Below are 22,699 nucleotides of genomic sequence, written 5' to 3'. Positions count from 1 at the left end.
GGGTAAAAGCAGAATGATCCGTTCAGTTGTTCGCGGTTTTGGGGCGGCGCTCCCCAAACGCGTCATGACCAATGCCGAGATGGAACAGGTTGTCGAAACCAGCGACGACTGGATTGTCCAGCGCAGCGGTATTCGTCAGCGCTACATAGCAGGCGAAGATGAAACCACGGCGTCGCTGGGCGAGCAGGCGGCGCGAGCCGCCCTTGCCAATGCCGGTTTGACGCCCGACGATCTCGACATGATCATCGTTGCCACCTCGACACCGGACAATACTTTTCCGGCAACCGCGGTGAACATTCAGAATCGGCTCGGCATGCATCATGGCTTTGCCTTCGATGTTCAGGCCGTCTGTACCGGTTTCGTCTATGCCGTGACCACCGCCGACGCCTATATTCGCGGCGGCCTTGCCAAACGCGTGCTTGTCATCGGCGCCGAGACGTTTTCCCGCATTCTCGATTGGACCGATCGCACGACCTGCGTTCTCTTCGGCGACGGCGCTGGTGCGCTGATCCTCGAGGCAGGCGAGGGGAGTGGCGTCAACACCGATCGTGGCGTGCTCTCGGCAAGTCTGCGTTCCGACGGCGCGCACAAGGACAAGCTCTATGTCGACGGCGGTCCGTCGTCGACGGGCACGGTCGGCGTGCTGCACATGGCCGGGCGTGAGGTGTTCAAGCACGCCGTCGGCATGATCACGGACGTTATCCAGGCTGCCTTCGATGCCACTGGTTCGACCGTGGAGGATCTGGATTGGCTGGTGCCGCATCAGGCCAATCGCCGGATCATTGACGGCTCCGCCAAGAAGCTTGGAATTGCTCCCGAGAAGGTTGTGATCACCGTCGATCTTCATGGCAATACGTCCGCTGCCTCGATCCCCCTGGCGCTTTCGGTTGCTGCCGGAGATGGCCGAATCAAGAAGGGTGATCTGGTGATGCTGGAGGCGATGGGCGGCGGATTCACCTGGGGTGCAGTGCTGCTGCGCTGGTAGCGCGATATCTCCAAAAGCCGTTCCGAACAATAGCTTGACCGTTTGCCGCAAGGGCAATAGTCTCTCACGGCTTGAATAAGATTACCTATCAATATGGGCGGGGAGCTATGACGGGCAAGACAGTGACGCGCGCAGATTTGGCGGAGTCGGTATTCCGGAAAGTCGGCCTCTCGCGGACGGAGTCGGCGGAGCTCGTCGAGACGGTTATCGATGAAATTTGCAACGCCATCGTGCGTGGCGAAACCGTAAAACTCTCTTCATTTGCGACGTTTCAGGTGCGCGATAAAAATGAACGCGTCGGTCGCAATCCGAAGACCGGCGAGGAAGTGCCGATCTCTCCACGCCGTGTCATGACGTTCAAGGCATCGAACGTGTTGAAAACGCGCATTCTGAAGGCTCATGCAAGCCGCAAGGCGAAAGCCAGACCGGCAAATCCAGCCTCCTGATCCATCCGAAAGCTTGGTTTTGTTATGGGCCACATGCCTTGCGCTGTGGCCTTTAGCGTTCGGTTTCTGCGCGGCTTTTCAGCTTGCTTGTGCAGCAGTTGAACAGACCACTTGAATTTCCGCCGCCAAACCGTTGAAATATGGTGAGTCGTATCTTGAAGGATTCGGCATCGATATCCGGTTTTGCGCGATCCGGCCCGAATGGTGCCGCACTCACGCTGTGGGAGTATGATGATGGACAAGAGCCCGGATGCATTTCGCACGATCAGCGAAGTTGCGGAAGACCTTGATCTGCCGCAGCATGTCCTACGGTTCTGGGAGACGCGCTTTCCACAAATCAAGCCGATGAAGCGAGGCGGCGGTCGGCGCTATTACCGGCCTGAAGATGTCGATCTGCTGAATGGCATCCGGCATCTGCTCTATGATCATGGCTACACGATCAAGGGCGTTCAGAAGCTTCTGAAGACCAATGGCAACAAGTTCGTCATCGCCGTCGGTCATGGGGATCTCGCCAGTGTCGAAGCTCTGGCTGCTGCCACACAGGAGCCCGCACCCGTCGAGCCGCGCGTCAACTCGGCCAACCCCGATGAAGATCAGATTGTCGGCCGTGCCAAGGCACCGATAAGCCGCCGTTTCTTCAATTTCGTCAGCGGTGACGATGGTACGCCGGATGTTTCCATCGGCAAGTCCAGTGTCGGCAAGGAAGATCGAGCCCTGCTGCAGGAAACGCTTTATGATCTTTTGGAATGCAAGCGCCTGCTGGATCAAGTGCGATAAGGCGCATCTGTTTCGCGCTGTGGATGTATGCCCAGTGGCGTATGTACAATATGCGAAATACAAATTATGGTGGTTTGCGCGCTGATTAACATCCTAGGGATGCTGGCCGGACGCATATGTATAGGTATCGGCTGCGTTCGGTGACATTTTTGTCACATTGCCACTCTTCTGCGTTGTAGGAAATTAGTTCGGCAGCCTTATTAACTTGCCCGACCCCAACTCTGGGTTCAGTTTGGCGGCGAAGCTTCGTTGCTTCACCCTTCAAAGAAGGGGAACAGCCAGTCAGGCCATGGAGGGGCAAGAAATTGTCTGCCGGGAGACTCCGTCCCTGATGGATAGTCGAATGGAGACACCATGAACATCAAGAGCCTTCTTCTTGGCTCCGCCGCTGCAATCGCCGCAGCGAGCGGTGCGCATGCCGCCGATGCCATCGTTTCAGCAGAACCGGAACCGCTGGAATATGTCCGCATATGTGACGCCTACGGTACCGGCTATTTCTTTATTCCCGGCACTGAAACCTGCCTGAAAGTCGGCGGCAAGGTCCGTACCGAAGGTGAATGGTACGATGCCTATAATCCGCGCAGCAGGGTCGGCACTCTCTGGCATGAGCGCGTGGAGCTCAATGTCGATACTGCGACCGATACCGAATATGGAGCGCTGAAGACCAACACCATCTTCCGTTGGGAATGGAACGACGGAGGCGCGACATCCGCCAAGCTACTGTTCGCCAATATCAGCCTCGGTGGCTTCACGGTCGGTAAGCTCGACTCGCAGTACAACCTTTATGTGGGCTATGCCGGCGACGTCATCAACGACGATGCGATCTATGACGGCCCATACGAACTGAACCAGCTGACCTATAATTACGATGCAGGCAACGGTTTCACGGCCGTGATCTCGCTCGAAGACAGCAACTCCACGTCCGACGGCTCGGCATCTTACGGCGCCGGCTGGTGGACGGACGACAAGTCCGACCATTACGCGCCCGATGTTGTCGCTGGTTTCGGCTACAAGGTGGATAACTGGGGCTTCAAGATCGTCGGCGGTTACGACTCGATCGTCGAAGAGGGTGCCATCAAGGCACGCATCGATGCCAAGTTCGGCGCTGTCGAAGCCTTCCTGATGGGCGGCTGGAACACCGATGGCGACAAGCTCAACAAATATGCCGGCACGAACCAGGATATTTCCGCCTGCACGACGTCGAGCGGCACCGTCAACGCCGGCAAGTGCGGCTGGGGTGACTGGGCAGTCTGGGGCGGCGTTGGCGTTCCGATCAACGACAAGCTGAAGTGGAACCTGCAGCTGGCCTACACCGAGTCGAAGATGTTCGAGGCAACGACGAACCTCAAGATCTATCCCGTCAAGGATTTCCTGGTCGAGCCGGAACTGACCTATATGCACTACGACTTTATCAAGGATGATACTGTCGCCGGCATCCTCCGTTTCGAACGGAATTTCTGATCCGAGCAGGCTACCTGCCGCAGTCCCTAAATGGATCTGCCGGCAAAAGCCAGGCACCACAGGCCCCGCCGAAATGCGGGGCCTTTTCGTTCGCGGCCCCATCGGCTGTTAAGCATGCTACCATCTTTGCGCGCATCTCAAGGCAGTTTTGGCCCGATTCCGTGCATCGCATGATAAGGTTGGCTTGCTAAACATTACCTTTGGCTGTATTCGCTTCTTCGGGGTTGTCTTATAAATTGCCGGAGGGAACATGCGCATACGTGCCACCGTGGCGGCGAGTCTCGTCGCTATAACCACCATTCTATCGAGCTGTCAGACACCGCAGGAATCTGCGATGAATGCCGAAATGACCTGTCAGTCGCAGGGCTTCCGCCCAGGCACACAACGCTACAATCGCTGCGTCGGCGCGACCTATCAGGCAAACCGCGTTCAGGCGCAGCAGGCTGAAAATCAGGCTGCCGGACTTGCCGCTGCCGGCATCATCGGCGGTGTTCTGGTCGGCGCCGCAGTCAGCGACCATCATCACCGCGGCTACTACGGCCGGCCTTACTATCGTCGCTGCTATCGTTGCTGGTAGTCGGCACGCTGGCCCGCATATGAATTTTAAAACTCCGCTGGTTCGCTCCGGCGGAGTTTTTTGTTTTCGTCGCACGACGTTAAAACGGCGTGACAATCTCGCGGTTGACCAGCTTCAAGCTGCGATCCGGTTGCAGGATATAGGTCTCATAGACATCCTCTCCCCATTGATTGGTGAAGCGATGGTCAATGCGGGCTCCGATCGGCGATTGGGTCAGCTTCATGTGCGGCTGGCCGCCATAGGTGATGCTGCCGGGAATGGGTTGCAGCGATTGCGTCGTGTTGCATGCCGCGAGCAGCGGCGCACACAGCATGAGGACTATCAGAGGCTTCATCGCCGTAACTTTCCGTTGACTTCTCGTTTGCCGGAATTCGTCACGCAATTATGACGGAAGGGCATCTATGAGTATGGATCGAAATCACTATATACAGGTAGTATCGGCATGCTCGGCGACAAGGTTTCTCACGCAGATGTGCTTGGGCAGTGCTGCCGGATTTCGAAGGAGTCGCATATGTTTACGATTGCCAGATCGATAACTGCCGCCGGCTTTGGTTTGTTGCTGGCGGCCGGCGCCGCCATGCCAGCAGGCGCAATGACCATGCCAGCGCTATCTGTACCCGCGCCCGAGCAGACCGACGTCATCCAGGTTCGCGATCACGGACATGGCCATTGGCACAATCACAATCGCTGGGGTGGTGGTCATCATTGGCGCCATGGTTCCGATAGCTATTACGACGACGACTCGGACAGTGGCGTGCTCTTCAAATCCTTCGTGACAGGCACACTCTTCAACGGGCAGCGTGCTAGAGGCTATTACGACAGTCATACCCGCGCCTGCGCGAGCCGCTACCAGTCTTATCGGCCTTCGGATAACACCTATCAGCCGAGCAAGGGGCCTAGGCGAGCGTGCCGGTGAGCCGGAACTTTTTCTGAGCGGGCTATTACTTTTCGCTTGCGTCGGGAAACTCTAAACTCTAAACGAAACAAGCCGTTTCGGCAGGTCGGGGCGTAGCGCAGCCCGGTAGCGCACTTGACTGGGGGTCAAGGGGTCGCAGGTTCAAATCCTGTCGCCCCGACCATTTATCTCCTTGAGCTCCCAATCGAATTTTCAGTGAGTTAGCCGCACCAGGAAGGCGCCTGGCCGTTCCAGCGCCGTGCGAGGCCCTCGGAGACGAGCTGGTCGCCGATTGAGCGGCCGGCGCGCATGGCTATGCGCAGCTTGCCGCCATTCTGGTCGTCGCCACGGTTGCTGCCGGAAAGCACGAAGGTCCCATCATTGAGAATGGCCTGCAGGCGCAGTTTTGCGGCCACCGCCTTCTGCCTCTCGCTCGGGCAACGCGCGGCACCGACATCGGGCACATCGACATCGGCCAGCTGGATCCTGACGCCATCCTGCCAGAACGTATTGCCGTCCACCACGCAGTTCGTGCCGGAGCCGCCGCCGCAAAGCACGAACCGGCCGCCGCTTTGAGCCCGCGGAGCGGGGGAGGGTCTTTCGATCGGCGTCTTGCTCACCGGCATGGCCACGGGAATGGCTGCCGGCGGTACCGGCAGGGCGTTTGTCTCACGCGGCTCGGGAGTGATTGCTGCTGTTCTGGCCCTCGGCTTGCTTGCCGGTACCGGCGCTTCCTGTGCCACATGCGGCAGACCGGCAACGGCGCCTGCATGAGCAATCATCGACGGCATTTCCTTGCGATGCTGGTAGGCGTAGATGCCGGCCACGGCCGCCAGGCCGACGACACCCCACAGCCACATCGAACTGCCCGCGCTGGATTGCGGCTTGCGCCGCGTGCGTCGTTTCGCTTTTGCCATGGTAGAATCCCTCAATTGCGAGGGGATTATCGCCGCGATTTCTTACCGATCCGTTGGCTTTTCGTCACCTGGCGCCGAAGGCCGGGGATTCCTATTTCGTTGACGTGGTCGATGGCTTGAGCTTGACGGCCATCGTGACCTGGCCGCTCACCGAAAGTTTCGGCCCACGCCCATCGAAATTATTGATCGACGTATTGCTCGACATCGCGCTGATTTCGCAGCTGTCGGCGATGGTATCGAGCAGGGTGGCGCAGCTGCTTGCCGCGACCTTATAGAAGGATTTCAATGCCTTCTCCTGCTGCTCCTCATTGTCGCCATCGGGTAGCGAGTAGGAAAACGATATCCCGGATTGCACGGAGATATATCCATCCGGCAGTTGCCGAGGGGTACGCAGCGGCAGATTCTGGAGATTTTGCGCCAGGGCCGGCAAGGCCAGACCGGCGAGCAGCAATCCAAGAACAGCGGAAATAAAGGGTCTGGTCGTCGTCATCGTCAGGTCTCCGTTTTGTTCGCTTATCTCAGGTGCAGATGAAGGTCTGGTGATGGCGTAACTTAAAATTGTATCTTTCGCGAAGCTGTCGCATTGTGTGCGAATCAGAAATGCATCACGGCATGCGATTGCACCAAAAGCTTTCTTGCCAAGCCTAAGGCCAGAGCGCATAGTCTAGTCATATTGTCGGGCAAGAAGCGGATACTGGCGATATTGTTGCGTGCTTCCGCCCGAAAGACGAGGCAGCGCAATGTTGGAAACCCCACTACATCCACGGGATTTACCCCTGTTTTCGGACGATCTGGATCGTCTGGAGAAGGTATTGGACAGCGTCTGCCGGGATCGCGGCATGAACCCGCGCAGTCCGGAGGCCGAGCGGGTCGGGGCGTTGATCATCCAGCTTTATCGCCAGGGGGTGAAGGACGACGCTAAGCTCCTCGCGCTCGCCAGGGCTTATTTCTGACACAACTGCGTTTTTTTATGGCCTTGAATCTAATCGATTTAAGCTGATTTCACATAGCAGCAATGATGCATTGTGTCTGTTCGAAGCGACACTGCCATCCTATATATGCTGCATTGCACAAAGAGAATTGATTTCTCAATGTCACTGATTCTCCATTCAGGGACAGTGCGCGGCTGCCGCAGCGGAGGAAACACCGGGAGCGGCGGGCGTGGATAATGTGAAAGGCCCATGATGAATTTTAAAGTTCCGAGCCGGCTTCGCCGTTTGCTCGTCGATTCCGTCGAGCTTCCGCAGCTCAAGTTTCCGATGACACGGCCGCTCGCGCAGCCGTCGCGTCGCCGTATTTCCGCGCGGCCTACGCCGCAGCGTTTGACGGAAATCCTGTGGTTCGGCCGTAATCCAGGCGACCTGCGCATGCTCGAATATGTACCGCCGGGCGTCAAGGGCCCGATGCCGCTCGTCGTCGTCCTGCACGGCTGTCATCAGAATGCCGAGGATTTCGATCGCGCCAGCGGTTGGACCACTCTGGCTCGCCAGCACGGATTTGCGGTGCTTTATGCCGAGCAGAAGCTGTCGAACAATCCCAACCTGTGCTTCAACTGGTTTCGCCCGAGCATGGTGACACGCGACCGCGGCGAACTCGGCTCCATTCGCGAGATGATCGATTTCAGCCGGCGTGTGCATACGATCGACGATAGCAAGATTCTTGTCATGGGCCTGTCTGCCGGCGGCGCCATGGCTGCAGCACTCCTTGCAACCTATCCGGAACTGTTTGCCGCAGGCGCCGTCATCGGCGGCTTGCCTTTCGGCGCCGCCCGCGATGCCATGTCTGCTCTCGATGTGATGAACCGTGGCTCGACGCGCGCAGCTGAAAAATGGGGAGAACTCGTCCGCGAAGTTTCGCCCGATGCCGAGCGTTATCCCGTCGTCTCCATCTGGCATGGCGACGAGGATGAGGTCGTTTCGGTTGCCAATGCCGAAGCATCGATCGCCCAATGGCTGGACGTACGTGATCGTCCGCGGATCAAGGGTCGCCTGCGCCTCTTCGAGGGCGGCGAGCGGCGCGAATGGCGCGACGACTACGGCAACATCATCCTGGAACTTGTGACGTTGAATGGCTTTGGCCACGGTCTGCCGGTTGGTCCGGTCATCGAAGGCTGGGAGCCGGCAAACGATACCGAGCGCTACATCCTGCCTGCGGCCGTTTCCGCGCCGGAGCAGCTGGTCAAGGGCTGGGGATTGGCGGCCTAGATGTCTTTCGGGAGAGATGTAATCTAGCTCTCGGGCTTTGGAATAGATAGGATTGCGGAGCGGTCGTGCTAAGTCGCATGATCGCTCCGGCTATCAATCATCATTGGTGGCGTTCAGATTTTCCGGCCGAATGCCATCATCATCGGCGCTCCGATGTCTGAAGCGGATGCCAGCGCCGCCGGCTCCATCATTGCCGCTTGCAAGAAAAAGCACGCCGCGCGTTTCGAGGACAGATCGTACGGCGGCAAGTGCCTTCCCATCGGCGGAATTCACATCCGTTTCCAGCGCTTCAATGGTCGATACCGGAAGCTTGCTTTCGCCGGCGAGAGCTTCCGCTGTCAGTCCGAGCATGGCGCGCGCGCCGCGTAATTGTGCTGATGTGATCATCGTTTAAGTGTATCGCATAAGCTTGAAAATCGGAACCGTTTTCGGGTGAAAATCACCAGCCGGCTCAGAACGCGGCAATGCTTTTTGTCCGTCCTTCGGCAACGGTGCGCAGCCTGGCGTTTTCCGGTCTTTCCAGCGGGGCAGGGGCGGGATAGCCGAGAAGATCGTAGTAGATTTTCTCCGTGGCGTCGGCCATGCCTGCAAGCGTATAGCCATCCTTGCGACGGCGAGCCTCAGCGGCAAAGCTGGCAAGCAGTTTGGGATCAGCGAAGCGCGCCATCGCGGCGGCCAGCTCGCCTGGATCGTCGCTGTTAGGTACGATGTAGCCGTTCCTGCCGGGCTCCACCACCGTTCGCGCGCCGCCAACATCAGCCAGCAAGAGAGGCTTGCCCGCGGCCGCAGCCTCCAGCATCACATAGGACATCGCTTCGTAGCGGCTCGGCATGACCACGACGTCGAAAGCATCGATGGCGGTGACCCCCGGTATGCCGTCGTCAAGGCGAGCTCGATGCTCGAGGCCGGCCGCCTCGATCATGTCGGTAACGGCAGATGCCAGTTCACCGACGCCGATCATCAGCAAATAAGCCCGCGGCAGTTCCGCGGCTATGCGGGCAAAAGCCTCGACCAGCCGTTCCGGTGCCTTCTGCCGGGTCATGCGGCCAACGAAACCAAAAACCAGGGCGTCCTGAGGTATTCCATAACGCTTGCGGATGGTGCCTCGTTGGCTGCTTGGTGGGGCATTGACGCCGTTGACGACGATGCTGAGGTGCGCATCGGAAATGCCGAGCGACAGCGCGTGATTATATTCATCCCTGGAAACGCAGATCACGCGGTCTGTCAGGCGATTGCCGAGAAGGCGCTCGATGCCGCCATAAATCAGCCGGCCCTTGGAACCCAAAGTCGGATCCATGGTGCGAAAGGCGTGCGGTGTATAGAGCACCGGCGTATGTCTTCCGGGCAAGCGCAAGCGTGTCAATGCGCCGGCTTTCGAGCTGTGACCATGGATCAAATCAAAGGACCCGTGTCCGGCGGCAATCTTGCGGAGATGCCACCAGGCGGTGATATCCCACGGGCCTGGTGCGCGGCGCATGGCAAGCGGGATAACATGGTCGAGGCCGATGCCTTCCAGCTCAGAGACGAAAGCTGCCTCGGCGCGCACCGGCGAATAAACGGCGGTCACCGAATGGCCGCGATGCTGCATCGCCCGGCATAGATCGAGGAAATGCCGGCCGGAGCCGCCGCCGCTCGGTTCGAGAACCTGCAGCAGCGAGAGGCGCTTGATGCTGGTACGAATATTCACGGTGCTGCTTCCCTTCGCGTCAAGCTACGCTGGTACTTTTGCTCGAGGGCGCCGCAGCCCCAGACAATGCCGATCAACATGTAAAGATGGCGCCAGTGGTCGGTATCGATGACGTTGCCGATGCCGACATGGCCGAGGACGACGATCCAGGCGATCATCACGTAGGGCTGCCAGGGCCGCTCCTTCAGGAGATTGCGAAAGCCGATATAGATGGTCCAGCAGATCATGCTGACCCAGCAGAAGAAGCCGAGCCAGCCATAGGTGGTCAGCGTCTTCAGCCAGATATTGTGTTCGTCCTCGCGAAACATGGTGGAGAAGACCAGCGGTCCCAGGCCGAGCGGCCGCTCCATGGAGAGCATGAAACCGATGCGATGGCGCTCGAAGCGGCCAAGATGCCCGCCATCATAGTTCTGCACCAGTTGCGTGCGGGTGGAGAAGAGATCGTTGACCTGCGGAAATTGCAGGGCGACGACGAGCAGCACGACCATGAGGATGATCGCCGCCAGCGACATAACCAGAATACGCAGCCGAAACGTGTTGCTCCGGTGTTTCAGCAGCATGCAGAAGATCAGCATTGCTGCAGCAAAGGCAAACAGCGCCCACGCCGCGCGGGAGAAGGAGAGGAAGATGCCGAAGGCGAGAATAAACAGGCAGACGCCCTTGATCGGTGCCTTTTTCAGATCGCCGATCAGGATGCCGTGCATGAGGTAGATGGTCGGTGTCACCAGGAAGGGACCAAAGACGTTCGGGTCCTGGAAGGCGCCCATGGCGCGGTCGTAGCGGGTAAAGATGTCGAAGCCGGGAACGGCATGGAAATAGCCGAGGATGCCGAGGCTTGCCGTAATCAGCGCGGCGACGACCCAGGTATTGAAGATCAACTTCAGCCGCTTTTCACTGTCTTCGATGATGGCGGCATAGAAGACGGAGCTGAGCGCCAGGAAGGTGGAGACGGCGATATAGACCGGGCCGTCGAGGTGGTCGCTGGCGTTGAGATTGCGCATCTGCGTGATCGACAACATGCCGCCGATGTTGAACGCCAGAAACAGGGCCAGAAGCGGTGCGACGCTGCGGGATATCTTCAATCCGAGGATGAACCAGACGCCGATGAGAAAGGCGAGCCACAGCTCATAGGGCGCGGGTTCGGCGATCACGAAGCCGGACAGGAATACCCCGACGGCAACGCTGGCCGTTCCGATCAGCCGCAACGCGGCGAGCTGCGGCCGCGCGATGCGGGAGGAGGGGAGCTCGATCGTGGTCAATAGGCATTTTCCGTATTGAGCAGACGGAACGGCGTCAGGAACAGGATCTTCAGGTCGAACAGCAGCGACCAGTTCTCGATGTAGTAGAGATCGTAGGCCGTGCGGAACCTGATCTTGTCGTCGCTGTCGATCTCGCCGCGCCAGCCGTTGATCTGTGCCCAGCCGGTCACGCCCGGCTTGACGCGATGGCGGGCGAAATAACCTTCGACGACATCGGAATAGGTCCGGTTGTGGCTGGCGGCGAGCACGGCATGCGGTCGCGGGCCGACGAGCGAGAGACTGCCAAGAAGCACGTTGAAGAGCTGCGGCAGCTCGTCGATCGACGTCTTTCGGATGAAACGTCCGACAGGGGTGACACGCGGGTCGTTCTTGGTCACGGCATTGCGTGCGGTCGGGTCGCTCATTTCAGTAAACATCGAGCGGAACTTGAAGACGTTGATGATCTCGTTGTTGAAGCCGTGACGCTTCTGCATGAAGAGGACTGGCCCCTTCGATGTTGTCTTCACGGCGATCGCTGCTCCGAGCATGATCGGCCAGAGCAGGGCCAGCGCCACCACGCTGAAGAAGACATCGAAGATGCGCTTGGCGACGCCGTCCCAATCACGGATCGGCTTGTTGAAGATATCGAGCATCGGCACGGCGCCGACATGCGAATAGGCGCGGGGCCGGAAGCGCAGCTTGTTGGCATGCGCCGCCAGACGGATGTCGACGGGCAGCACCCAGAGCATCTTCAGTAGCTGCAGGATGCGGTCTTCGGCGCTGATCGGAAGCGCGATGATCAGCATGTCGACGCGCGTCAACCGGGCGAACTCGACCAGCTCGGCGACCGTACCCAGCTTCGGATAGCCGGCGACCATCACCGGCGAGCGCTTTTCGCCGCGGTCGTCGAAGATGCCGCAAATACGGATATCGTTGTCGGGCTGGTGTTCGAGGGCGCGGATCAGCTCCTTGGCCGGTTCGCCGCCGCCGATGATCACGGCGCGTCTTTCCATGATGCCGTTGCGGGCCCAGTTGCGAATGCCATAGGCGAATAGCAGCCGTGCGACGATAAGGAATCCTGCGCCCGTGGCCAGCCAGCCTCCGAGAAGGGGGATCGAATAGATGCTGTTGATGTCGAAGGGGATGAGGGCAATGGTTACTACTGCGAAAGCCGCGACCCACGGGCCGACGATGCGATGAAGGAAACGATGCGGTGAGCGCAGTATCGGTATCTGATAGGCGTCGGCCACCTGCAGGAACATGATGGCAAGGCCGCTGAGCGCAATGGTCACGGCCGCTTTCGACAGGAACGGATGCTCGCCCGGCGCTGTTTCGAAGAAGAAGAGCGCCAGCCCAACCGCGAGCAATGACAGGAATTCGAACAGCCTATATTGCCCGATGATGATCGCCGGCGTCTGGTTGGTTTCGCGAAATTGCTCGGCGATCTGCCGTGCATAGGCATTGATATCGCTGCTTGGACGATCGTCGCGAGGCTCTTCGGCGCCGCGGGTACGGATTTCCGAAACCTGCTTGCGAATGTTGTCCAAGTTAAATTGCTCGGACTTCTCACTAGTGTTCATGGCAATTCATCCGGTCGTTACCGGAAGAGAGCTAGCAGATATCAGCTAAGAAACACTTACAACACCTGCTTGTATTCTAACCTTCTCCACCCAGGCCAAGTATATTTTGATACAGGTGTAAAGTATCGCGGGCCATGACCGAGGCGGAAAAGTTCGCCCGGATCGTATCAATATTGGGCATGTTGCGCTGGCTCCATTCCGGCCCCGTGATGGCTTCGGCCATGACGCGCGACAGGTCGTCGGCATCATCGGGTTTGGCGAGTGCTGCGCTGTCTTCTCCGAGTGCCTCCGGAATGCCGCCGACCCGCGAAGCGATGACTGTCTTTCCAGCGGCCAACGCTTCCAGCACGATGTACGGCATAGCCTCGGCACGCGAGGGAACGACGACATTCTGGGAAACGGCAAAGGCTTCCTGCACGCGCATGGCCGGCAGCATGCCGATGCGGTGACCCAGGCCGCGCTCGATCATCATCCTGTGGTACTTGTCCCTGTCCGGCCCGTCGCCGATCATCAATGCCGAGAGCGGCCTGCCGATCCGTCGCTCTGTTTTCGCGAAGGCGTCGACAAACAGATCGGGGCCTTTGAGGTCTCGCAGCATGCCGATATAGACGAAATGCACGGAGTCCGATCGTGTCGGTATGCTGCGGAAATCGCGCTCGCTGATGCCATTGTAGATCAACACCGAGCGCGTGCGCGGCTTGCCAATCTTCTTCTCATAGGCGCGCCGTTCGAAATCGCAGATGAAGATCAGACCGTCAGTCAAGAATTCCAGTATTCGCTCAAGGCTGTGCACCAGCATGCCCTGGAGCGAGGCGCGCGGGAAATGCAGGCTGCCGCCATGTGCGGTGTAAAGGCGGGCCACGCGATATTTGTTCACCCGCAGGATCGAGCCGAGCACGCGTGCAATCAGGCCGCCCTTGGCGCCGTGCCCATGCAGTACATCCGGCCGTAAGCCTCTGATTTTCTTGCAACTGCTCCAAAGCGTCGAGGCATCGGAGAGGCTGATATGCCGCCGGATCGGCAACCGGATCACGCCGAGAGCGAGAAAGGGCGCAATGTCCTCGAACAGATGATCTTCGTGCTCGCCGCCGGTGAGGCTGTCGCAGAGGATGCCGACTTCATGTCCCGCCTTGCTCTGCTCCTCTGCCAGATCCCGGACGTGGCGGAAGACCCCGCCGACGGGCGATCTGAAACAATGGAGGATCCGGAGGGGTTTTGCCATGGGTGGGCGCGGTTAGAACAACCGCTCTCTGACGTAGATCGTGTCGCCCGCCAACACCGGATCGGAGATGCCGACACGGCCGGTCATGACATGACCGTTGATCTTGCGCGTAACGTCCGCATTGGATTGATTGGCGCGGCTGCTGAAGCCGCCGGCGACCGCGATGGCATTCTGGATCGTCATGCCGGGGACGTAGGAATACTGGCCCGGCTGGCCGACTTCGCCCATGATATAGACTGAACGGTAGCGATCGACATCGATCGAAACGTCGGGGTCGCGAATATAGCCCTGGCGCAGCTTCTGTGCGATCTGGCCGGAGAGCTGCTGCAAGGTTCGGCCGCGAGCGGTGACCTGGCCAATCAACGGAAATGCAATATAGCCGGCCTGATCGACAGTATAGGTATTGCTCAATCCGGGCTGATCGAACACCGTCACACGCAGCCGGTCACCACTATCTAGCGAATAAGGCTGGATCGTCGCCTCGTTGAAGGCCTTCGGCGCGGGCTGATAGGTATTGCAGGCAGCGAGCGCGGCGCTCATGGCTGCCATGCTGAGTGCAAGGGCAATCTTTGGCTTTGCGAAGGGCATTTCGCGCTCACAAGAATGGAGAATAACTGTCGTGGTTATCAGTCCGTTAGGGTTAATGATCGGTAAATAGTCAATAGGATTCCCGCTAAAATTTAGTTGCGTCGAAAATAATGCAAGCGAAATACTATTAACGCTTGAGTTACCATAGTCGTTTACGGTTAATTTCGGCTTTCTATTACGGAGTTCTTGCATATGTCCGGTGTCAACAACACCCAGCAGGATGTGGACATCGATCTCGCTCAGCTCTTTCGCGCCGTATGGCGGCGACGGTTGCGGGTCATCGCCATTACGCTGGCGGGTGCTTTTCTGGCGCTTGTCATCGCCAAGCTCGTTTCGCCCGAATATCGCAGCGAGACCCGTATCCTGATCGAGCAGCGCGCTCCGGCCTTTGCAACGACGACGACCAATAATGATTCCAGTGCCGCGCCGTTGCTGGACGAGCTGAATATTGCCAGCCAGGTTCAAATCCTGCAGTCCGCAGATCTCATCAAGCAGGTCATTACCAATCTCAAGCTTTACGAACATCCGGAATTCGCCGCGGCCAACAACAGCTCCGCGCTTTCCGATCTGCTGGTCAAATTGCACCTGAAGCGTGGCGCCGCCGACAAGGCACCGGAAGAGCGCATGCTGGACGCATTTACTGGCCGGCTGCAGGTCTACCAGATCAACAGTTCGCGTGTGATCGGCATCAGCTTCACGTCCCGCGACCCGGATCTCGCCGCCAGCGTGCCCAATGCCGTAGCGCAGGTCTATCTGTCCATGCAGAGCGGCGCCAAGCTCGATTCCAATAGCGAGGCGACGCGGTGGCTCGAGCCGGAGATCGCCAATCTGCGCGAGAAGGTCAGCGAAGCCGAAAAGAAGGTTGCCGATTATCGTTCGGCCAACGGGCTTCTTCAGACCAGCCAGAACGGCAACTTCGCCACACAGCAGCTTGCCGATATCTCCGGTCAGCTCGCACAGGTGCGCGGCAACAAGGCCAATGCCGAGGCGCGTGCTCAAGCTGTGCGCAACGCTCTGGCCAGCGGCCTCTCCACCGACACGCTTGCCGATGTTGCCGGGTCTCAGGCCATTCAGCGATTGAAGGCGACGGAATCGAGCCTGGAATCGCAGATATCGGATCTGTCGACGACGCTGATGGAAGGCCATCCGCGATTGAAGAGCCTGCGGGCTCAGCTTGCCGATATCCGCCAGCAGATCAACCGCGAGACCCAGCGGATCCTGACCAGCATCGAGAATGAAGCCAAGGTGGCGCAGCTGCGCGAGCAGCAGTTGCTGGGGCAATCAAACACGCTCAAGGCCGATAGCGCCAGGGCAGGGGAGGATGAGGTCGGTCTGAACGCGCTGGAGCGCGAAGCGGCGGCCGAGCGGCAATTGCTGGAAACCTATCTTGCCCGCTACCGTGAGGCAGCCTCCCGCGCCGACAAGAATTCGAGCCCGGCCGATGCACGCATCGTTTCCAAGGCCGTGGAGCCGGCCGATCCCGCCTTCCCGAAGGTGGGTCCCATCGTGGTGGTCGCGGCGGTCGCAAGCTTCCTGCTGACCTCGATTGTCATCATGCTGGCCGAATTGTTCAGCGGACGGGCGTTGCGACCCGTTGGTCCTTCGAGCCGCGAGGAACGGGCTGCGCCTGAAATCTCCTCTCGCCCTCAACCTGATATCCGCACTGAGGCCGCCGCCATCAAGCGTGCCGACGTCCCCGCAAGCATGCTCTCCGTCCCCGCCGACGAAGCTTTGGCGCAGGAAATGGAAGCAGCGGTCGATCCGGTGCATGAGCCGGAGGAGGTGGTTGAGGAAACCGAAGAGGAAGATTTCTCCATTCAGTCGGTTGCCGATTATTTGATAGATAGCGGCTCACGGCTGGCAATCGCCATATCACCGAGCGGTGATGGTGGTTCCACCGCAACGGTCATGCTTGCGCGCACAATCGCAGATGCCGGAAACCGCATCGTGCTGGTCGACATGACCGGAACCGGTTGTCCCTCCAGGCTCATGGCGGAACACGACGAGCTGCCAGGCGTGACGGACCTGCTTTGCGGCGAGACTGCCTTTGCCGACACTATTCATCCGGACCGGCTTTCCGATGCCCATCTTGTGCCGCAAGGCATGAGCGATCTCGGCCGTGCGATGCGGGGCGCCGATCGCCTGTCGCTGATCCTCGATGCGCTCGGCTCGGCCTATGACATCGTTCTGGTGGAATGCGGCGCAGCCGAGGTTTCCGGAGTGGCGCGCCTGACGCGCAGCAAGGAAACGGAAATCATCCTCTCCATGCCCGAGCCCGACGAAAATCAGTTCCTTGTGGCGATGACTGAGTTCCAGAAGGCCGGCTATGAGCACATCATCCTGATGTCCGGCTGGCGCGAGGAGCATGATCCGGACACGCGCCGCGACGCCGCCTGATCAATCTCCATCCCCGCCGCTGCCATCGTCTGCCGATGCAGCGTCGCCGTCACGTCGCGCCCGTATTTTCTGGATGAAGGCATAGAGCCGTCGATTGGACTTGATCGCCACCTTCGTGCGCGTAATGCCGCGTTGTGCCACCGCAGCCAGATGGCCCATCGTCGAAATCGGCAGGAACAGATCATACTGAACCGTTTCCATCGGGCACCATGAGCGTTTGTAGGTCTGGTTGCCGATGCCGAAATCGAAGAGGGCGGCGCCCTCGCGATGCAGCCGCTCGATCATCAGCCAGAACAGCAATTCGCCGGGGCTTGCCTCGGGGACGAGCGTCTCGTCGATGGAGGCAAACTGGCAGATGACATGGTCTCCCTTGCGCGAGAGGGCGGCGATTGCCGGAATATGGCCCTCATGCTCACCCTTCAGTCGCAGCGCGTGGATCTGCAGCGTCGCATCGAGGCCGCTATTTCCATGCCGGTGCAACATCGCACGCAGCGCAGTCTTGATGCGGGTGTCTTTGAAGGCATCCGGCAGGCCGGCGTCCTTGAAGCGGACCGCCTTCTGCCGGAAGAACAGGTCGAGAAGCGCGTCCTGCTGTTCGAAATCGGCAATGACGTGCTCGTAGCCGCCTTTGGCATCCAGGAGCCTGCTCTGATGCTTGAACTTCTTGCGCCGGCGCTTGGCGTTTACCTGCTTCAGGCTTGCCTCGAAACTGCCGAGGAAGGGAAGCTGAAAGGCGCGGTTCTGGTTTTCGATTGATGTCAGCGATGCGAGTGGGCTGCCGCGGCCACGCCATGTGAGGGGAACGTTGCGCAGGACGACGACATCGACCTTGCCACGCAGAGCCGCCGCGATCGCGTTTGCGTGAATGGAAGTCAGTTCGCCATTTGCCAGGAAGCTGGCCGAAAACAGGCCGGTATTGATATTGTTATGGTGACCCCCGATGAACTCGGCCCGTCGTATTCCGCGGCTGCGTATGATCTCGAGCGGCAGGATGAAGGCAATATGCTCGCCGATGGAGCCACGGACGATGGTCAGCGGACGTTGGAAGCTCTCCACCCAGGCCGCGCACCAGTCGTAGCTTTGGTGCAGCGAGCTTAGGTCATCTCGCTCCAGCGCGCGCCATTCCGCTTCGAGCGGCGCCATGCTGTCGAAGATGTCGACGCGCAGATGGGCGCCTGCGGCAGTCTGCGTCGGCACGGATGCTGTCTGCTCATCCGTTGCCTCGGCGGCGGCCATATCGGCGATATCTCGCGTCTGGGTCTGCATCCGATCCTCTCCGCGCTGGCGGCATTCGGGTACAACCCTACGGGGAGCGGTTTATTTTTGGCTTAATAGGGCACGATTTGCCTGAGTATCCCGTGGATCAGGGTTAGCCTTGCGTAAACGCTGCGCCTGCCGCGACTATTGCGGACGTGGCCCTGCCATCCATTTGATAATGCCCATGGCCGGAAGCACCCAGATGATACCGCTGAAAAGGAAGTAGAGGAAATGGACCCAGCCGGGTTGATCTCCGAGCGTACGCACTGCAACTATCATGGCAACGATCGCATAGATTACAACCAAAAGCACAAGCAGGATCATGCCGATGAATTTGCGCAGGCGAAGGGGCACGAGTGGGTTTCTCCTCTTACGACGACTTGCCGCGACGGCATGCCGCAAACTCCCGGGACTTGTTTTGCACGCCCCTATCGGGCAAATCAACAGCCTGATCGAAGGGAGACGACATGGCTGCCACTAATTTCACGTCGGAACAGGCTATAATGAAGGAAGTGGTCCGTCAGGACCGCAATCGCAGAGCCATCCGCCTCTGGCTTGCCTGCGTGCTGCTGGTTCTCTTCGGCCTCGTGCTGGTGGGTGGCGCGACGCGGCTGACCAATTCCGGCCTGTCGATCACCCAGTGGCAGCCGATCCACGGTGTCGTTCCGCCTCTGAACGCGCAGGAATGGCAGGAGGAGTTCGATCTCTACAAGCGCATCCCGCAATTTCAGCTCCTGAACAAGGACATGACGGTCGATGAGTTCAAGGGCATCTTCTGGTGGGAATGGGCGCACCGGCTGCTTGCGCGCGCCATCGGCATCATCTTCGGCGTGCCCTTGCTGTTCTTCGTGCTCACCGGCCGTGTCGAGCGGAAGCTCTGGCTGCCGCTTGCCGGCATCTTCGTGCTCGGCGGGTTGCAGGGCGCGATCGGCTGGTGGATGGTGTCGTCAGGTCTGGAGGCGCGCACGGACGTCAGCCAGTATCGCCTCGCCACTCATCTCGTCACGGCCTGTCTGATCTTTGCCGCCTGCATGTGGTTCATGCGGGCGCTGTCGCCGCACTCCAACGAGGCGCCGCCGACCCGCTATTCGGCGAAGCTGGCGGGCCTTATCGCCATCATGGCGCTGTTTCAGATCTATCTTGGCGCGCTCGTTGCCGGGCTGGATGCCGGCCTGAGTTACAACACATGGCCGCTCATGGATGGCGCCATAGTTCCGAACGGTCTGCTCGTGCAGTCGCCCGGCTGGATCAATTTCTTCGAAAACCCGAAGACGGTGCAATACGTGCATCGACTCGGCGCCTATGCGCTCTTCATCGTCGTGGCCATCAACATGATCATCTCGCTACGTGCGGCGGCGCAAACGACGCATGCGCGCCGTTCGGTCGTCCTGTTCGTGCTGGTTCTGATCCAGGCGATCCTCGGCATTTCGACGCTGCTGCTGCAAGTGCCGCTGCATCTGGCACTGGCGCATCAGGCCGGCGCTTTGATCGTCTTCGGCTTTGCCATTGCCAATTGGCGCGGGTTTTACGGGGAATTGCCGCGCCAGACATCAATTGTCGTGGGAGGTTGAGGCGCCACTGTGCGCCTCATTCTTTTCGCTTTGCAGGTTTCCGGACGGGAAACCTCTATATATTTTCCTTGGAAATGATCTAGCGTGAGGCGACGCTTGCCGCCGACGACATGCGCGATACGACTTTCAGGTGCTTGATTTCACCGCGCTTGAAGGCGGCGAGGAAGCGATTGTAGTCCTTGAAGACCACGCAGCCATTCGACTCTCCACGGCCTCCTCTGAGCATATAGGTATGAGCCAGCAGGCCGTCACGGCCATAGACGCGAGAGCCGCCTGTGGGTGTCAGCCGCAGCGCCTGTACGCCATGGAAGGGGCTTTCCCTGTAAGTCAGCTTATAAGTCTCGGGCGGCGTCGGGCCGGTGTTCTTGCGGTCGACATAACGCGGATTGTCACGCATGTAGCCGAGGCCTGAATGGGCTTCCAGACGCTCGCCGCTCGGCAGATAGACGGTCTTGGCTTCGATATCGTAGATCGCCGTACCTTCGCCCGGGCTGATGGCCGCAAACGGATTGAGCGAGGGCTTGGCCTTGCGCACGGAGCTGTCATCCGGATCCGCATAAGCCATCAGGCGCGCCGGCGGCTGCGCCGTGGCGGTATCCTTGACCGTTGCTCTCGCGATCGCGGCGGTGGCTGGCGTATTGGCACGCTGCACATCCGCGTCGCGGGCAGGGCGGGCCAGCGGCACTACGCTCAGCACAGCCTCGGCCATGGCGATATCGGCATCCTTGGCGGCAGTGGCGTCGCTTCGGCGATGGCCGGCAAGCCTGCGGGTGCTGCCGAGGCGACTGCCAGCGGCTGCAGCGCCGCCTTTGCAGGGCCTGCTGCCGGGATCGAGGCCGCGGCATATTTTACCTGCGCCAGCGATTGCACCGCCGTCGCGAAATTGATGGCGATCACCTTGCGCAGATGGTCGATCGTCTCCGGCGAGGCTGCTGCTATTTCCACGCGGCCGCTCTTGATGCTGGCGGATGCGCTTTGCGCCTGCTTGATATCAGATGCCTGCTGGGCGAGTGCAGTCGCCAGATGAAGGCGCAACGCATCCTTCGATTGAACCATGCCATCCTGGGCAGGCGCATAGGCAGCGCCGCCGACAGGAGCGTTGGCGGGCACGCCGGCGAAGCGGTTCCGGTCGTTCAGCGATGCGACCTGGCTGGAGAGACGCGCAGGGTGCGCCATCTGGCTTTGCGGCACGATGAAAGCCGATGCTCGCGGCGTGAGGAAATCATTGGCGGTGGTGGTCGCGCCCGGAAGGGACAGCACCATCGATTGCGTGGTGATCAGCGTGGCTGCGACCCAGGCGAAAGCCACCACGGCGACGCCGGTGGCCAATGTGCCGGGGCGGATATTGAAGGATTTTTTCCGTCGCGAGGCGTAGCCGGAACGCGAATTGAGGTTACCGAAGCTTTCGGTCACAAACGCCATGATACTCGTTATCCAAACTACACAGACACTATGCCGGCTCACAAATGCACACGTCGCCCTGACGCTGAACCTGCGCCTGACCACCACATTGCCGACTGTCTGGAAGCATGCCGAATTATGGTAACCAATTCCTTTACGCTGCTTCATTCTTGGATATTCATTTAAAAAAGGGATGCCTTTGACGACCAATTCACTCGGGCCCTGAAGCCGATAAAGAATGAATCCGGCCGACAATGGGTCGCGCCGCATCACGGTCGATCAATTTTCCGTGTAGCGCCTGCTAATTTAGCGGGAAGGCAAAATTGTGGCTGCCGACGTTAAAAGAGGCGTCGAACTGCGAGGCGCCAACTCGACACGAAAAAGCCCGGCCAACCGATCGCTCAGAGCGAACAATTGGCCAGGCGAATGGAGTGCCGGCTGGTAGGCTGACTTCGTCGCCTCAGGCGCTCAACATCAGATCCATATTCTGCACGGCTGCGCCCGAAGCACCCTTGCCGAGATTGTCGAGCAGAGCCACCAGATTGACCTGGCCAGTGCCCGGCGTGCCGAACACGAACAGCTTCATCGTATCCTTGCCGGCGAGCTCGACTGCGTTGACACGCGGCAAGGCGCGGCTCTCATCGAGCGAAACGACCTGAACGATATCCTGGCCGGCATAATGAGCCACCAGTGCGGCGTGAATGCTTTCCAGCGTCGCGCCCTCTGCCAGATCACCCAGGTGCAGCGGCACCTGCACGATCATGCCCTGCGCGAAGCGGCCGACGGATGGCGAAAAGATCGGCGCGCGATCGAGCAGGCCATGCGTCGTCATTTCAGGCACGTGCTTATGGGTCAGCGGCAGGCCGTAGAGGAAATGTGGCGCGTCGATCGCATCCGGATGATCCGCATTTTCCATCTGGGCAATCATCTGCTTGCCGCCGCCGGTATAGCCGGAAACGGCATTGACCGTGACGGGATAGTCGGCCGGAAGAATGCCGGCGGCACGCAGCGGCCGGATAAGGCCGATGGCACCCGTCGGGTAGCAGCCCGGGTTGGCGACGAAGCGGGCAGACTTGATCTTGTTGCCTTGATCGTTGTCCATTTCGGCAAAGCCATAGGCCCAGTCCGGATGGATGCGGAAGGCGGTGGATGTGTCGATGATGCGGACATTGTTGTTGGCCGCCACCATCTTCACCGCTTCCTTCGACGCATCGTCGGGCAGGCAGAGAATGGCGATATCGGCGTTGTTCAGCATGTCCTCGCGGATGGCGGCATTGCGCCGCTCGGCTTCCGGAATGGACAGAAGCTCGACATCGCGGCGGTCGGCCATGCGCGTGCGGATCTGCAAGCCCGTGGTTCCGTGTTCGCCATCGATGAAGATCTTCGGTGCCATGTTATATCTCACTTTTTCAACAGGTTGAGAGTATTTCCGGATTCAGTTTGCCATGCAGTTGATTCAAAATGATAACAGCTGGATTTGTCCGATCATGATCTTG

23 protein-coding genes, 1 tRNA gene and 1 pseudogene are annotated in these 22,699 nt (G+C 59.4%); 11 read left to right on the top strand and 14 right to left on the bottom strand.

What is annotated here, in order from left to right:
* The first annotated feature begins 13 nt into the window (after window positions 1–13).
* From BSK43_RS23885 to BSK43_RS23865, 5 genes are all read left to right on the top strand, one after another.
* Window positions 14–985, top strand: a complete 972-nt coding sequence (locus BSK43_RS23885) for a beta-ketoacyl-ACP synthase III (RefSeq protein WP_077470074.1) — start codon at window positions 14–16, stop codon at window positions 983–985.
* 107 nt (window positions 986–1,092) lie between these two features.
* On the top strand, window positions 1,093–1,431 hold the full coding sequence (locus BSK43_RS23880; RefSeq protein WP_068385791.1) for an integration host factor subunit alpha: 339 nt from the start codon (window positions 1,093–1,095) through the stop codon (window positions 1,429–1,431).
* 228 nt (window positions 1,432–1,659) lie between these two features.
* Window positions 1,660–2,208: a MerR family transcriptional regulator gene (locus tag BSK43_RS23875; RefSeq protein WP_077470075.1), complete on the top strand. Its 549-nt coding sequence runs from the start codon at window positions 1,660–1,662 to the stop codon at window positions 2,206–2,208.
* A gap of 354 nt (window positions 2,209–2,562) precedes the next feature.
* Complete coding sequence (locus BSK43_RS23870; RefSeq protein WP_077470076.1) at window positions 2,563–3,669, top strand: porin; 1,107 nt, start codon at window positions 2,563–2,565, stop codon at window positions 3,667–3,669.
* Between the two features lie 250 nt (window positions 3,670–3,919).
* On the top strand, window positions 3,920–4,246 hold the full coding sequence (locus tag BSK43_RS23865) for a hypothetical protein (protein WP_068385796.1): 327 nt from the start codon (window positions 3,920–3,922) through the stop codon (window positions 4,244–4,246).
* Between the two features lie 79 nt (window positions 4,247–4,325).
* Here the strand turns inward: BSK43_RS23865 and BSK43_RS23860 are convergent, their stop codons facing one another.
* On the bottom strand, window positions 4,326–4,580 hold the full coding sequence (locus BSK43_RS23860; RefSeq protein ID WP_068385798.1) for a hypothetical protein: 255 nt from the start codon (window positions 4,578–4,580) through the stop codon (window positions 4,326–4,328).
* Between the two features lie 177 nt (window positions 4,581–4,757).
* On the opposite strand from BSK43_RS23860, the gene BSK43_RS23855 reads away from it, so the two are divergent.
* Window positions 4,758–5,162, top strand: coding sequence for a BA14K family protein (locus BSK43_RS23855; protein ID WP_077470077.1), 405 nt, complete (start codon window positions 4,758–4,760; stop codon window positions 5,160–5,162).
* 86 nt (window positions 5,163–5,248) lie between these two features.
* Window positions 5,249–5,325, top strand: a tRNA-Pro gene (locus BSK43_RS23850).
* A gap of 37 nt (window positions 5,326–5,362) precedes the next feature.
* Here BSK43_RS23850 and BSK43_RS23845 read toward each other — a convergent pair.
* Both BSK43_RS23845 and BSK43_RS23840 read right to left on the bottom strand, forming a co-directional pair.
* A complete protein-coding gene (locus tag BSK43_RS23845; RefSeq protein WP_077470078.1) occupies window positions 5,363–6,058 on the bottom strand; it encodes a hypothetical protein in 696 nt (231 codons plus the stop codon).
* A 91-nt stretch (window positions 6,059–6,149) separates the two neighbouring features.
* Entirely contained in the window at window positions 6,150–6,548 is a 399-nt protein-coding gene (locus BSK43_RS23840; protein ID WP_077470079.1) for a hypothetical protein, read from the bottom strand.
* Window positions 6,549–6,798: 250 nt separating this feature from the next.
* On the opposite strand from BSK43_RS23840, the gene BSK43_RS23835 reads away from it, so the two are divergent.
* Together BSK43_RS23835 and BSK43_RS23830 are read left to right on the top strand one after the other, a co-directional pair.
* Window positions 6,799–7,011 carry a hypothetical protein gene (locus BSK43_RS23835; protein ID WP_077470080.1) on the top strand — a complete coding sequence of 71 codons (213 nt, stop codon included), beginning with the start codon at window positions 6,799–6,801 and terminating at the stop codon, window positions 7,009–7,011.
* Window positions 7,012–7,239: 228 nt separating this feature from the next.
* Window positions 7,240–8,262 (top strand): PHB depolymerase family esterase, encoded by a 1,023-nt coding sequence (locus BSK43_RS23830; protein ID WP_246662662.1) that lies wholly within the window; start codon window positions 7,240–7,242, stop codon window positions 8,260–8,262.
* A gap of 93 nt (window positions 8,263–8,355) precedes the next feature.
* On the opposite strand, the gene BSK43_RS23825 is transcribed toward BSK43_RS23830, so the two are convergent.
* The 6 genes from BSK43_RS23825 to BSK43_RS23800 all read right to left on the bottom strand — a co-directional run bounded on the left by BSK43_RS23825 (window position 8,356) and on the right by BSK43_RS23800 (window position 14,577).
* Window positions 8,356–8,649, bottom strand: a complete 294-nt coding sequence (locus tag BSK43_RS23825; RefSeq protein ID WP_077470081.1) for a helix-turn-helix domain-containing protein — start codon at window positions 8,647–8,649, stop codon at window positions 8,356–8,358.
* A 64-nt stretch (window positions 8,650–8,713) separates the two neighbouring features.
* Window positions 8,714–9,949, bottom strand: coding sequence for a glycosyltransferase (locus BSK43_RS23820; protein WP_077470082.1), 1,236 nt, complete (start codon window positions 9,947–9,949; stop codon window positions 8,714–8,716).
* The gene (locus BSK43_RS23815; RefSeq protein ID WP_077470083.1) at window positions 9,946–11,208 is read right to left on the bottom strand and encodes an O-antigen ligase family protein; all 1,263 of its coding nucleotides are present in this window, start codon (window positions 11,206–11,208) and stop codon (window positions 9,946–9,948) included. The genes BSK43_RS23820 and BSK43_RS23815 overlap by 4 nt, the downstream gene beginning before the upstream one ends.
* Window positions 11,205–12,767 (bottom strand): undecaprenyl-phosphate glucose phosphotransferase, encoded by a 1,563-nt coding sequence (locus tag BSK43_RS23810; RefSeq protein WP_077470084.1) that lies wholly within the window; start codon window positions 12,765–12,767, stop codon window positions 11,205–11,207. Before BSK43_RS23810 ends, BSK43_RS23815 begins: the two co-directional genes overlap by 4 nt.
* A 76-nt stretch (window positions 12,768–12,843) precedes the next feature.
* Window positions 12,844–13,989, bottom strand: a complete 1,146-nt coding sequence (locus BSK43_RS23805) for a glycosyltransferase family 4 protein (protein WP_077470085.1) — start codon at window positions 13,987–13,989, stop codon at window positions 12,844–12,846.
* Window positions 13,990–14,001: 12 nt separating this feature from the next.
* Window positions 14,002–14,577, bottom strand: a complete 576-nt coding sequence (locus tag BSK43_RS23800) for a polysaccharide biosynthesis/export family protein (protein ID WP_068385814.1) — start codon at window positions 14,575–14,577, stop codon at window positions 14,002–14,004.
* Between the two features lie 192 nt (window positions 14,578–14,769).
* On the opposite strand from BSK43_RS23800, the gene BSK43_RS23795 reads away from it, so the two are divergent.
* Entirely contained in the window at window positions 14,770–16,974 is a 2,205-nt protein-coding gene (locus BSK43_RS23795; protein WP_077470086.1) for a Wzz/FepE/Etk N-terminal domain-containing protein, read from the top strand.
* Here the strand turns inward: BSK43_RS23795 and BSK43_RS23790 are convergent, their stop codons facing one another.
* Both BSK43_RS23790 and BSK43_RS23785 read right to left on the bottom strand, forming a co-directional pair.
* Entirely contained in the window at window positions 16,975–18,240 is a 1,266-nt protein-coding gene (locus BSK43_RS23790; RefSeq protein WP_077470087.1) for a GNAT family N-acetyltransferase, read from the bottom strand.
* 135 nt (window positions 18,241–18,375) lie between these two features.
* Window positions 18,376–18,585 (bottom strand): DUF2842 domain-containing protein, encoded by a 210-nt coding sequence (locus tag BSK43_RS23785; protein WP_028755205.1) that lies wholly within the window; start codon window positions 18,583–18,585, stop codon window positions 18,376–18,378.
* Window positions 18,586–18,698: 113 nt separating this feature from the next.
* Between BSK43_RS23785 and BSK43_RS23780 the strand changes: the two genes are divergently transcribed.
* A complete protein-coding gene (locus tag BSK43_RS23780) occupies window positions 18,699–19,802 on the top strand; it encodes a COX15/CtaA family protein (protein ID WP_077470088.1) in 1,104 nt (367 codons plus the stop codon).
* Between the two features lie 79 nt (window positions 19,803–19,881).
* Here BSK43_RS23780 and BSK43_RS35805 read toward each other — a convergent pair.
* The 3 genes and pseudogenes from BSK43_RS35805 to argC all read right to left on the bottom strand — a co-directional run.
* A pseudogene (locus BSK43_RS35805) lies at window positions 19,882–20,283 on the bottom strand (DUF2778 domain-containing protein); the annotation flags it as partial.
* A 209-nt stretch (window positions 20,284–20,492) separates the two neighbouring features.
* Complete coding sequence (locus BSK43_RS23770) at window positions 20,493–21,224, bottom strand: hypothetical protein (protein WP_136687210.1); 732 nt, start codon at window positions 21,222–21,224, stop codon at window positions 20,493–20,495.
* A 439-nt stretch (window positions 21,225–21,663) separates the two neighbouring features.
* Window positions 21,664–22,596, bottom strand: a complete 933-nt coding sequence (gene argC, locus BSK43_RS23765) for an N-acetyl-gamma-glutamyl-phosphate reductase (RefSeq protein ID WP_077470090.1) — start codon at window positions 22,594–22,596, stop codon at window positions 21,664–21,666.
* Window positions 22,597–22,699: the final 103 nt, after the last annotated feature.

Origin of the sequence: Rhizobium sp. P44RR-XXIV (assembly GCF_001999485.2) — a bacterium.
Taxonomy (GTDB): Bacteria; Pseudomonadota; Alphaproteobacteria; order Rhizobiales; family Rhizobiaceae; genus Rhizobium.
The sequence above is the reverse complement of the archived record's forward strand: the minus strand, read 5'-3'. Positions and strand labels throughout refer to the sequence as shown.